The sequence below is a fragment of the Streptomyces sp. NPDC104106 genome (assembly GCF_055584345.1).
The window spans coordinates 710,569-722,586 of sequence record NZ_JBVJMF010000001.1; the positions used below are offsets into that span (position 1 = coordinate 710,569).

The 12,018-nt window shown below is 75.5% G+C and carries 8 protein-coding genes and 1 pseudogene; 6 read left to right on the plus strand and 3 right to left on the minus strand.

Annotated features, from left to right (window positions below; translation table 11 throughout):
• The first annotated feature begins 61 nt into the window (after positions 1-61).
• The 4 genes from ACZ60X_RS03345 to ACZ60X_RS03360 all read left to right on the plus strand — a co-directional run bounded on the left by ACZ60X_RS03345 (position 62) and on the right by ACZ60X_RS03360 (position 4,514).
• Positions 62-1,570 carry an acyl-CoA synthetase gene (locus ACZ60X_RS03345; protein WP_469592685.1) on the plus strand — a complete coding sequence of 503 codons (1,509 nt, stop codon included), beginning with the start codon at positions 62-64 and terminating at the stop codon, positions 1,568-1,570.
• Complete coding sequence (locus tag ACZ60X_RS03350; protein ID WP_469592687.1) at positions 1,563-2,909, plus strand: carboxyl transferase domain-containing protein; 1,347 nt, start codon at positions 1,563-1,565, stop codon at positions 2,907-2,909. The genes ACZ60X_RS03345 and ACZ60X_RS03350 overlap by 8 nt, the downstream gene beginning before the upstream one ends.
• 68 nt (positions 2,910-2,977) lie before the next feature.
• Positions 2,978-3,424 (plus strand): CU044_2847 family protein, encoded by a 447-nt coding sequence (locus ACZ60X_RS03355; protein WP_469592689.1) that lies wholly within the window; start codon positions 2,978-2,980, stop codon positions 3,422-3,424.
• A gap of 52 nt (positions 3,425-3,476) precedes the next feature.
• Entirely contained in the window at positions 3,477-4,514 is a 1,038-nt protein-coding gene (locus tag ACZ60X_RS03360; RefSeq protein ID WP_469592691.1) for a rod shape-determining protein, read from the plus strand.
• Positions 4,515-4,949: 435 nt separating this feature from the next.
• Here ACZ60X_RS03360 and ACZ60X_RS03365 read toward each other — a convergent pair whose 3' ends face one another.
• A complete protein-coding gene (locus tag ACZ60X_RS03365; protein WP_469592693.1) occupies positions 4,950-6,317 on the minus strand; it encodes an MFS transporter in 1,368 nt (455 codons plus the stop codon).
• Positions 6,318-6,427: 110 nt separating this feature from the next.
• Between ACZ60X_RS03365 and ACZ60X_RS03370 the strand changes: the two genes are divergently transcribed.
• Positions 6,428-7,348: a LysR family transcriptional regulator gene (locus ACZ60X_RS03370; protein ID WP_469592695.1), complete on the plus strand. Its 921-nt coding sequence runs from the start codon at positions 6,428-6,430 to the stop codon at positions 7,346-7,348.
• A gap of 250 nt (positions 7,349-7,598) precedes the next feature.
• Here ACZ60X_RS03370 and ACZ60X_RS03375 read toward each other — a convergent pair.
• Both ACZ60X_RS03375 and ACZ60X_RS03380 read right to left on the minus strand, forming a co-directional pair.
• Positions 7,599-8,939 (minus strand): annotated as a pseudogene (locus ACZ60X_RS03375) (erythromycin esterase family protein).
• A 1,016-nt stretch (positions 8,940-9,955) separates the two neighbouring features.
• Positions 9,956-11,485, minus strand: a complete 1,530-nt coding sequence (locus ACZ60X_RS03380; protein ID WP_469592698.1) for an FAD-binding oxidoreductase — start codon at positions 11,483-11,485, stop codon at positions 9,956-9,958.
• A gap of 215 nt (positions 11,486-11,700) precedes the next feature.
• On the opposite strand from ACZ60X_RS03380, the gene ACZ60X_RS03385 reads away from it, so the two are divergent.
• Entirely contained in the window at positions 11,701-11,949 is a 249-nt protein-coding gene (locus tag ACZ60X_RS03385; protein ID WP_469592700.1) for a hypothetical protein, read from the plus strand.
• The last annotated feature ends 69 nt before the right edge of the window (positions 11,950-12,018 follow it).

Sequence of the window (12,018 nt, forward strand, 5' to 3'; positions counted from 1 at the left end):
AAGTAGCAGCGGTTACGGTCTACGGCAGTGCCGGCGGTGCCGGCAGTAAGGAGTGCGCCGCGTGTCCTCCCTCTTTCCCGCTCTGGCGGACGACCCGGGCGAGCGCAGCGAGCTGGGGGTCCCCCCGGGCGACGTGCGGGGGAAGGTCGCCCTGCGGTTCGGTGAGCGGTCCCTGACCTACGGCGAGCTGGCGGCGGCCGCGGGTGCGCTCGCCGGGCGGCTGCGCGGGGCCGGCCGGGTCGCCGTGTGGGCCACCCCGGAGCTGGAGACCGCCGTCGCCGTGACGGGCGTACTGCTCGCCGGCGCGGCCGCCGTACCGCTGAACCCCAAGTCGGGCGACAAGGAACTCGCGCACATCGTCTCCGACAGCGCGCCCACCCTGCTGCTGGCCGCACCGGGCGCCCGACTCCCGTCCGCGCTCGGCGATCTGACGCGGCTGGACGTCGACGCGACCGCCACCGGGCCCGTCGGCGTCCGCGACGGCGACGTCCGCGACGGCGACGTCGGTGACGCGGCCCCCGCGCTCGTCGTCTACACCTCCGGCACCACCGGCCCGCCCAAGGGGGCCGTCCTGCCCCGCCGCGCCCTCGCCACCACCCTCGACGCCCTCGCCGACGCCTGGCAGTGGACCGGCGACGACGTGCTCGTGCACGGGCTGCCCCTGTTCCACGTGCACGGGCTCGTGCTCGGCGTCCTCGGCCCGCTGCGGCGCGGCGGCAGCGTCCGGCACCTGGGGCGGTTCAGCACCGAGGGCGTCGCGCGGGAGCTGTCCGCCGGCGCGACCATGCTGTTCGGGGTGCCGACGATGTACCACCGCATCGCCGAGGCCCTGCCGGACGACCCGGAGCTGGCCGAGGCACTCGGCCGGGCCCGGCTGCTGGTGTCGGGTTCGGCCGCGCTGCCCGTGCACGACCACGAGCGGATCGCGGCGGCCACCGGGCGCCGGGTCATCGAGCGCTACGGCATGACCGAGACCCTGATGAACACGAGCGTCCGGGCCGACGGCGAGGCCCGGCCCGGAACCGTCGGGGTGCCGCTGCCGGGCGTGGAGCTGCGGCTGGTGGAGGAGGACGGCACCGAGATCGACGCGTACGACGGGGAGAGCGTCGGCGAGATCCAGGTGCGCGGGGCGAACCTGTTCAGCGAGTACCTCAACCGTCCCGACGCCACGGCCGCCGCCTTCACCGCCGACGGCTGGTTCCGCACCGGGGACATGGCGGTGCGCGAGCCGGACGGGTACGTCCGGATCGTGGGGCGCAAGGCCACCGACCTGATCAAGAGCGGCGGCTACAAGATCGGGGCGGGCGAGATCGAGAACGCGTTGCTGGAGCACCCGGGGGTGCGCGAGGCGGCCGTCACCGGCGAGCCGGACGCGGACCTGGGCGAGCGGATCGTGGCCTGGATCGTCCCGGCGGACGCGCAGAGACCGCCCGGCGCCGAGGAGTTGGCCGATCACGTGGCCCGGCGGCTCGCCCCGCACAAGCGGCCCCGCGTCGTCCACCACCTGGCCGCCCTGCCCCGCAACGACATGGGCAAGATCATGAAGCGCGCGCTGGTGGCCGATGCCTGAGCGCCACCGCGCCCGGGAGTTCCTGACCCTGGTCACGGACCCCGGCAGCTTCACCGAACTCCCCGGCCCCGCACGGTGGTCGAAGCCGGACGGCCCCCTCGGCTGGCAGGGCTACGACGCCTCGCGCGCCCGCGCCCGGGAGCGGACCGGCGAGGAGGAGTCGGTCGTCTGCGGCACCGGCCGTGTGGACGGCACCCCGGCCGTGCTGGTCGCCTTCGAGTTCGGCTTCCTCGGCGGCTCGCTCGGCGAGCGCACCGGGGACCGGCTGGAGGTGGCGTACGGCCACGCCCGTGCGCACCGACTGCCGGTCGTGCCGCTGGTGGCGACCGGGGGCAGCCGGATGCAGGAGGGCATGCTCGCGCTCACCCAACTCCAGCGCGTGGCACGGCAGTCGGTGCTCACCCGCGAGGCGGGTCTGCCGCAGGTCGCGGTGCTGCGGGACCCGACGACCGGCGGCGGCTGGGCCACCCTCGGCGCGGGCGCGGACGTCGTCCTGGCCCTGCCCGGCGTCCAGGTGGGCTTCGCCGGCTCGCGGGTACGGCCGGCGGACGCCGACCCGGCCGCGTACACGGCGGAGTCCCAGCTGGCGACGGGCGCGGTCGACGCGGTCGTGGCGACGGCGGAGCTGAAGCGGACCCTGGGGCTGTGGCTGCGCCTGCTCACCAGCCCGGCCGCGCGGGCCGAGGTGCCCCCGGCGCTGGGGCGGGCGGACCTGCCCGGCACCGGGTGGGACGCCGTCCGCCGCGCCCGCTCCCCCCAGCGCCCGCGCGCCCAGGCCTATCTGGACGAGTACTTCACCCGCCGGGTCGCGCTCGGCGGCGACCGGTGCGGCGGTGCGGACCCCGACGGCGTGCTCTGCGGGTTCGGCGAGCGGGACGGCCGGACCGTGGCCTACGCGGCGCAGACCGGGACGGCGACCCGGCCCGCGGGCTACCGCACCGCCGCCCGGCTGATCCGGCTCGCGGACCGGCTGGGCATCCCGGCGCTGACGCTGGTGGACACCCCGGGCGCCGCGAACGACGCGGAGGCCGAGCGGCAGGGGGCCGGGCCGGCGATCGCGGAGGTGTTCGGCGCCGTGGCCGCCGCCCGCGTCCCCCTGACCACCCTGGTGATCGGCGAGGGCGGCTCCGGCGGCGCCCTCGCCCTGGCCGCGCCCGGCAACACCTGGGCCACCCCGGACAGTTACTTCTCGGTGATCGCCCCGGAACTCGCGGCGGCCATCCTCAAACGCCCGCCGGAGGAGGTCGAGGCGACCGCCGGGCACCTGCGGATCAGACCGCAGGACCTGGTGGACCTGGGCGTGGTCCGGGGAATCACGTACCCGGCCTCCCGGTCCTGACCACCTCGACGGGCCCCGGTCGCCGGGCGCCTCGCCGACCGCGAGGACAGCGTCGGGCGCGGCCCGGGGTGGCCGGGGACGCGGCTGCCGGCGGAAAGAAACGGGACGGGCGGGAGGAGGGCGCGCTGGACCGTACGGCCCGCTCCTTCGGGGGCGCCCTGGACGGCGTGCGCGCCGCCGCCCGGTCGGCGCTGCGGGTCTTCCGCGACGGCGCCCCGCGTCCCGGCACGGTCGAGCCGGAGTTCGACGTGAAGCTGACCGCCGAGGCCGGGGGCGTCATCGCCAAGGGCCGGGTCGAGGGGCAGCTGGTGGTGCGGCTGGGATGGACGGCACGCACTCCCGGCGGGTGCGCCGCGTGGGGAACCGAGTGGGGAGTTGAGTGGGAGATCGGGCCCGCCGTCCACCACCGAGCGGTGAGCCGCGCCCGAAACCCCCCATTCAGCGGCACCCCACCCGGCCCCCTCCAGGAGGCGACCGCCCCCGCGCTCCGCGCAGGATGCAGTCAGAAGCGATGAGGCCCGCCGACCGGACGGGCGCCCCAAGGCCCGTGCACCCGGGAGGAACGCCGTGACCGTCAGTCTGGAGCAGTTGCGCCGCTGCCATTTCGCCGTCGACCTGGGCGCGGCCCGCACCCGGGTGTATGTGAAGGGCGCCGGTCTCGTCGTGGACCAGCCCTCCGCGGCCGCCGTCAACAGCCGTACCGGCGCGCTGATCGCCGTCGGGGAGTTCGCGGAGCAGATGACGGGACGGACGCCGGACTACATCCGGGTCGTCCGGCCCATCTCCGGCGGCACGGTGGTGGACATCGAGATGGCCCAGCGCATGCTGCGCCAGCTCCTCGGCGACAAGATGCGCCGCGCCCTGCGCCGCAACCTGCGGCTGCGCGCGGCGGCCTGCACCCCGCACGACGCCGATCCGCTGGCCCAGCGGGCGACCATCGAGACGCTGGTCGGGCTGGGGGCGCGCCGGGTCGAGCTGGTGGACACGCTGATCGCCGCCGCCGTGGGGTGCGGGCTGCCGGTCGAACGCCCCGAGGCCACCATGATCATGGTGTGCGGGGCGGCGGCGACCCAGGTGGCCGTCCTCTCCCTCGGCTCCATCGTGACCGCCGAGCGGATCCCGGTGGGCGGCGAGGCCGTGGACCACGCGATCGTGCAGCACCTGCGGCACGCGCACGAGCTGATACTGCCCAGCCAGTCGGTACGGCCGCTGCAACTGGCCCTGTCCGGCAACGGCCTCACCCCCGAGGGCCCGGCGCAGACCGAGATCCACGGGCGGGACGTGGCGACCGGGCTCGCACGCAGCGTGCGGGTCGACACCGCCGCCGTACGGGACGCGATCCAGACCCCGCTGACCGCCGTCCTGGACGGCATCGGCCAGGTGCTGCGGGACTGCCCGCCGGACCTGGTGGCCGACCTCGCCGACCGGGGGATCACGATGGTGGGCGGTTCGGCCCTGCTGCCGGGCTTCGACACGATGCTGCGGGAGGCCACCGGCATGCCGGTGCACATCGCCGAGCGGCCGGACATCTGCGCGGCCCAGGGCCTCGGCGAGATGCTGGAGGGCCGCATCGAGCCGCTGGTGCTGAACCCGCTCGCCGCCTGAACCGCGCGCACCGGCCCCCAACCGGAGCCGCCCACCACGCTCCACCGCGCCCCGGACGAAACCACCTGAGCTGACCGACGCCATCACCGGAATCCGCACGGCGACACACCCGCTCGCCGCCTGAACCGCGCGCACCGGCCCCCAACCGGAGCCGCCCACCACGCTCCACCGCGCCCCGGACGAAACCACCTGAGCTGACCGACGCCCCGTACCCGGCGCCCACCACCACCGCCCCCACCCCGGAACACGTCACCGGAACCCGCACGGCGGCGCGCTCGCGCCGGCCCCGGCCGCGCCGGTGGCCTGGACGTGCCGGGCTTGGTCGGCGACGGCCTCCGCGGCCTGCCGCGCCTGGTGGACGAGCGCGGCGGCGGCCCGTTCACCGCCCGGGGACGACCGGATGACCCCGCACGCGCCGCCGTGACGCGCGCGGGCTCAGTCACCGGTACGCGCCACCCACAGCACGGCGGCCACCCCGACCCCGGCCAGCAGACACCCGGCCCCGCCGAGCGACCCCAGCGTCCCGAGCACCGCGACCCCGAGCGCCGAGCCCGCCTGCCGTATGCCGTTGAGCGCACCCTGGCTCGTCGCGGCGTACTCGGCGGGCGCCGCGACGGCCACCGCCGCGGCGGCACCGGGGATGGACAGCGTGCCGGCGGCGGCGAGCGCCAGCTCGGCGGCGAGGACCAGCGCCAGCGGCGGACGGTGGCCGCCCGCGCAGGCCAGCAAGGCGCCGGCGACGGCGGTGGCCGTCATTCCGGTCAGCAGCACGGGACGGGGGCCGTAGCGGGCCACGAGCCGCCCGGTGAAGAACGGCATCACGCACACCGGGAACGCCATCGGCAGCGAGGCCAGTCCGGCGCGCAGGGGGCTCAGGTGGTAGGTGTGCTGGAGCCACACGGAGAGCAGGTACATCCCGCCGAAGTAGGCGAAGCAGGACACCGCGGCGGCGACCATCGCCGCCCGCACCCGGGGCAGGGCGAGCAGCGCGGGCGGCAGCACCGGGGCGGCGGCCCGGCGCTCCACGACGGCGACGGCGGCGAAGCAGCCGAGCGCCGCGGCGAGCGGCAGCAGGGCGCGGGCCGCGCCCCAGCCCTCGATCCCGGCCTCGACCAGCCCGAAGGTGAGCAGTCCGAGCCCGGCGGTGGACAGCGCCAGTCCCGGCCGGTCCAGGGCGCGGGCGGCCCGTACGGGTGGCGCGGGCAGCCGGCGGGCGAGGAGGAGCGCGGCGAGGGCGAGCGGCGGGTTGACGAGGAACACCAGCCGCCAGCCGCCGAGTTCGACCAGGGCGCCGCCGAGCACGGGTCCGGCGGCCGCGCCGAGCCCGCTGAGCGCGGCCCAGGCGCCGATGGCGCGGGTCCGGCGGCCGGGGTCGGGGTACAGGTGGACGAGCAGGGCCAGGGAGGCGGGCACCAGCCCGGCCCCGGCGGCCCCGAGCAGCGCCCGCCCGGCGATCAGCGCGGCCGCCCCGGGCGCGAGGGCGCAGGCCGCGGACAGCGCGGCGAACAGCCCGAGGGCCACGGCGTAGACCCGGCGGGCGCCCCAGCGGTCGGCGAAGACACCGCCGGCCGGCAGGAGTCCGGCGAAGACGACGGTGTAGGCGTCGACGGTCCAGGGCAGCGCGGCGGCACCCGGCCGCAGCGAGGCCTGGATGTCGGGTACGGCGACATTGAGGATGGTGGTGTCGAGCAGGACGAGCAGGTTCCCGGTGGCGATCCCGGCGAAGGCGAGCCGGGAGGTGCGGCGGGGGGCGGGGTCGGTCCGTGCGGCGGCGGGTCTGGCGGTCGGTTCGGCTGTGGTCATGCGTGCAGCGTGGCGCGGCGGCGGGCGGGCCCGCGACGCCGTGATTCCGATGGGTCCATCGGACAGTCCGATGGGCCGCTCCGCCCGTGACGCCGCTTACCCTTCCCTGCGTGGACACCCGCTATCTCCGCGCCTTCGTCGCCGTCGCCGACAACGGCGGCATCTCCGCCGCCGCGCACGCCCTGGGGTACGCCCAGTCCAGCGTGAGTGCCCAACTCAAGCGCCTGGAGGCGGACGTGGGGGTGAGCGTGCTGGTGCGGGCGGGCACGGGGGCGGTGCTCACCGAGGCCGGTGCGCGGCTGCTGCCCTACGCGCGCGAGGCGTTGGAGCTGGAGGAGCGGATGCGCCGCGCGGCCCGCGGCGAGCGGACCCGGCTCCGGATAGGGGCGCAGGAGTCACTGGCCCACGCGTGGATGCCCGAGGTGCTGGCCGCGTTGCAGTACGGCGCGGGCGGCACGGACAGCGGCGCGGACGTCACCTTGACGGTGGCGCCCCGCGAGGCGCTGGAACGGGCCTTCGGCGCGGGCGAGTTGGACCTGGTCTTCGAGTACGACAACGGCGTCCGCTCGGTCCGCCCGCACGCGGTCGTGGGGCACGACCGTACGCTCCTGGTGGCGGCGGCGCACCATCCGCTGGCCCGGCAGGAGGCGGTGACGCCGGACCAGCTGCTGGGCTGCGACTTCCTGGTGTCCGAACCGGGCTGCACCTCGGAGATGCTGGTGGACCGCTTCGGCAGGGATCTGCTGGCCGGTGCCCAGCAGACCCTGCTGCAGGGCTCGATGGCGGCTCTGCTGCGCCTTCTCGGCCATGGGCGCGGTGTCACGCTGCTGCCGGAGCTGACGGTGGCGCGGGAACTGCGCGAGGGCGAGCTGGTCGCGCTGCGGCTGAGCGAGCCGCCCCGTCCGGTCAGCATCATCGCCCAGTGGCACCCCCGCCTGGGCCCCGCCGAGCGCACCGTGCACACCCTGCTCGACCTGGCGCGCCGCGCGGACCCCCTGCCCGAGGTGACACGGACGGCCCGCGCCTCCTGAGCCGCCGCCGGGCCGGCGCGGTCAGTACGGCAGGATCCGCCCGGACGGGGTCCTGCGGTCGATCTCCTGCTCGCGACGCGGGGCGGCGGGACGCCGGCTGACACGCACCCGGATACGACGGTCCATGGCGCCCTCCTCGGTTCACACGACACGGCAGCGGATGCCGGTACGAGGTGCGTGCCCATGTCACAGCCGTTTCAAGCGCGAACCGGCCGACTACCTCGCTGCCGCGGGTTTCCGCGGCGGCCTGTCAGTTCGGGCGGGCCAGGAGATGGGCCGGTGTGACGTGGTGAAGGTGGAAGAGGAGGTCGTAGAACGCTGTCGGGGCGATGTCGTGGCGGCGTTCCGGGTAGGACGTGCCGATGCTGCGGGTGGGGCGGGGGGGGTGGTCGGCCAGGCGCGGGCCGCGGCCGGGGAAGTGCGCAGGTCCAGGAAGAAGTCGCCGGGGCTGACCCGGTCGAGGAAGCGCTCGGTGCTGTCGCGCGGTGAGGCCCCCACGGTGTGGACGCGGGCCGTGCCGTCGGGGTCCGTCGCGTTGAAGGATCCGGCACCGAAGGTCACGGCGACGCTCACGTAGTCCGCACCCAGCCGTTCCCGCAGGAACGCGCCCTGCATCCGGGGGGTAGCGCGGGTCGGAGGTGCGGTAGGAGACATGGCTGTCGTGCGCGGACAGCAGCACCTTGCGGCCCGTCCGGGCCACCCACCAGGCGACGTTGTCCGCCATGACGTGGTCGCGATAGCCCATGGACGCCCTGAGCTGCTTCGGGTCGTCGAAGTCGAAGGCGTAGCCGCGCGCGGTCTGCGCCAGGGCCCGTGCGTGCTGCAGGGCCCAGGCGTGGGCGTCATTCGTCGCGCCGGCGGGAACCGGCTGCCGGGCGAGCAGGGTCAGCGCCGCCTGCGCGCGGGCGGCCATCGCCTTGCGCTCGGCCAGGGGCCGGGTCAGGTACGCCTTCATGTAGGGGCCTGTCGCCGTGGTGGGCCGCAGCCCCCGGTACAGCGCGGTCAGGCGCGGCAGCAGGTCCGGCAGGTACCGGCCCGCGTACCGGAGCACCCTGTCGTACGGTTCCGGCCCCGCGTACGCGAAGTCGTCGCCCATGAAGCGCACCGGGTCCCCCGGGTGCCTGGCGTCGTAGGCGCGCATCCACTCGACGAGGGACAGGTACTCCTCGGTGTTCCACCACGCGTAGGTGTCCTGGAACTCCTCCCGCATGATGCGCCGCGGGTCGCCCTTGCCGGTCCGCACGTACGCGTCCAGCCGCAGCCCGCTGCTCCAGCTCGTCTCCAGCGCGAAGGTGCGAGAGCCCTTGTGTTCCACGAGGTAGCGCAGGACCCGGTGCTTCAGGGTGAAGAATTCGTGGGAGCTGTGCGTCGCCTCGCCGAGCCCCACCACCTTCGCGCCGCCCACCATGCGGCCCAGGGGCCGCAGGTCGCCCGGGTCGCCGTACGGTCCGGTGGTGCGCAGGGGGTGGGCGGCGTGTCGCGCGGCCCGCAGGGCGCGGGTCTCGGGTGGCGGGAGCGTGCCGGAGCCGACGATGGCCGCGCCGAGCAGCAGAACCAGGATCAGGACGAGGACGGACCGGTTTCGCGTCATACGACAAGGCTCCGGTCCGGGCGCCCCGGCGGACATCCGGCGCGCCCCCGGCTTCCCCGCGGGCGATCCCGAGGACGGGCATGCCGCTAAACCGGAAGAGTCCCTGCCGGTTGCAGGGCGATGCGGGCCACCCGCTCGGTCGCCGGCACCAGGTGGAAGTGGTCGCCCGGCAGCACGGTGAGGGTGAAGGAGCCCGAGGTCAGCGCGCCCCACCCCGCCGCCGCCTCGGGGGGAGCCTGCGGGTCGCGGTCGCCCGTCAGGGCGTGGACGTCGGCGCGCAGCGCGGGTGCGCGTCCACTTGAGGGAACAGGCGGCGGCGAGTACCAGCCCGGCGGCCACCGGCCGCCGCCGCGCCGCATGGACCAGGGCGAGGAACAGCAGTCCCGTCAGCGGCAGGTCCACGCCGCTGACGCACAGCGGCAGCGCCACGACCGGCGAGGCGACGAACGCCCCGGCGGCGTCCCGGCTCACAGCGCTGCCGAAGGCCGCCGGCGGACGGCCGCCCCCGCGCCGGGCAGCGCCCCGCGCCGCCCACAGACAGCCGAGGAACGCCGCAGCGCACCACAGCCGGGCGTCGCCCAGCAGCCTGGGCAGCGGGCCGCTGTCGCCCAGCAGCGCACGCGGCAGCCCGAAGACGGCCAGGCCCGGCAGGTACGGGGTCACCTCCGCCACCGTGCGGGGGTCCGCCAGGTACGGCGTGGCCTGCCGCAGCGTCAGCAGGCCGGCGCGCTCGACCACGCCGACCTCGCTTTGCGCCGTACCGGTCAGCAGGAACATCGTGAGGGGAACGACAACGGCACCGCCGATGGCCAACCAGACCGGCAGCGCACGGCCGTACGGCCGCGACGACAGCGCGGCGACCGCCGCGCAGAGGTAGCCCAGGCAGGCACTCATGCCCCACAGACGGTGTGGCTCGGGCGCCGTGATCAGCGGAAAGACGCCCGCCCACACAGCGGCCACGAGCCAGCCGCCGCACCACAGTTTCCGGCTGTTCAAACGGAGTTGGGCCTGTCGAGTCAGCACTCGTCCATTGCAGCGGGAGCGACGCGGCAGGTCATGACAGCCAAGTCGAGACCTGAAGGTCGGGTTTCCCCGACCACCACCCACCCGGCACGGGCGGCCAAGGACTGGTCCAGCGGGCAGACACCCCGGTGCGCAAAGGCCCTCGCGGCGGCCGGACACCGGCAGGAACGCGCCGACTCGGAAGGCGCCGCACTCCGCGCGCGAAGGTCCGGGGCCGACGCTCCCGAAGGCACGGCGCCGAGCCCCGTGCTGCCTGCGCGATCCGGCCTCTGATCGTGGCCGTCCGGCTCAGCGGCCGGCCGGCCCGGGGTGACCGCTTGGGGGAAGGTGAACAGCTGCCCCGGACCAACGGCGGCCTCGACGCGCTGCATCCTGGGGTAGTTCTCGCCGTGGTGAGCCGCTGCCCAGTCGGCGAGTTCGGGGTCCATGCCGTTGGTGTAGCCGCCGGTCCCCAGGTGGGGCTGCATGGTGGCGTGGACGTCGCGTAGCCAGGTGAGTCGGCGGTCGATGTGCGTGCGGTCGGTGAACTGGTGCCAGTAGGAGTGGTACTGCACGACGCCGACGGCCGATCGGTGCGGGAAGGCGGTGGCATGGGAGGGCCGGTCGTCGACCGCGCCACCGAGGGCGTCGATGAGCAGGCCACCGGCCCCGCCCCCGCCGGTGAACCGGTGCAGTTGCTCAAGAGCTGCGGCCATCTCGGTCGCTGATGCCGGGCTGAGCGGTTCGCGCACGATGTGTGACTGGGCCGCGAAGGCGACCCGGGGTCCCCAGGTGCCGCCGCCCCAGCGGTCCCCTTCGCAGGCGGCCCGTGCGTAGTCGCAGGGGACGATCACCCGGTCGGTCTCGGGCCGGCCCACCGCCGCGGCCAGCCGGTCCACTACCGGCCCGAGGTCGGCGGGTGTGCCGATGAACGTCCCGGTCACGGTGGGCAGCGAGGGCATGCCGGAGTCGCTGAGCTGCTCGAAGGCGCTGCACACCGCACGCGGTGTCGTCGGGTCGGCGTTGAAGACCGTCCAGCCATGGATCACGGCCGCGGTCGCGGCGGCGGGCCAGGTGACCAGGAACCTGGTGTAGCCGAGGTCGCAGATGTCCTCGGTGGCGAACCGAAGTGCGGTGACCGCGCCGAAGTTGCCGCCGCCTCCCCCGCACAGTGCCCGGATCAGGTCGTCGTCCGGGGGCGGCGAGTCGGGGCGCACGCGGCGGATGCGGCCGTCGGCGGTGACGATCTCGATTTCGCGCAGGTGGTCGCAGGCCGGCCCCCACGCCCTGGTGAACGCGCTCAGTCCGCCGCCGAGGGTGACTCCGGCCAGACCGATGGTGGGGCACCGGCCGAGCGGCAGCCCGGCACCAGCCGCGGCCAGCGCCAGGTGGGCCTGCCCGCCCGTGACGCCGGCCCCGAACAGCGCCCGCCCGCCGCCCACATCGGTGGAGTTGAGGGAGCTGACGTCGAGCACGAGTCCGGGGCCGGTGGAGTATCCGGCGTAGCTGTGCCCGCCGGAGCGCAGCGCCAGCGGGACCGGCACGAACAGCCGAGGTGAAGGACCGGCCGTTCACCTTTGGCCAAGGGGCGGACGGCGGTTTCCTCGATGCCGGCGATGCCGCCGGTGGCGGTGCGCAGGGCGACGGCGATGGGGGCCGGGCGCCGCCCGCGTCGAGAGCGGCCGGACCGTGTGATGGACTCGCGAGAACGGTGGGGAGATTCACCCCGACGGGATGTTCCGGTGCGTCAAGCGGCTCGTTGAGCTGTCCGCTCTGCCGCGGGTACGCCTCGACGATCTGCGCCGCCGACGATCTGGAGCCGGCCCGGGTCGAGGACTTCGACGACCGCTACGCGGAGCAGCAGCGGGCCGCGTTCTCGCTCACCCGGTTCACGATCGCCCGTTCCGAGTCCGCGGGCCTGGACGGCTGGGCGCCGCCGACGGGGTCGCCGACCGCAACGGACCGGCCCGCCCACCCTTCATCGAACAGGCGCCGGAAGGCGGCATGAGGCCCCTCTGCCGACTCGGTCGTCCTCGCGTCCCCTACGCGTCCACTGGATCTTGGTCTGAGCGAGTGA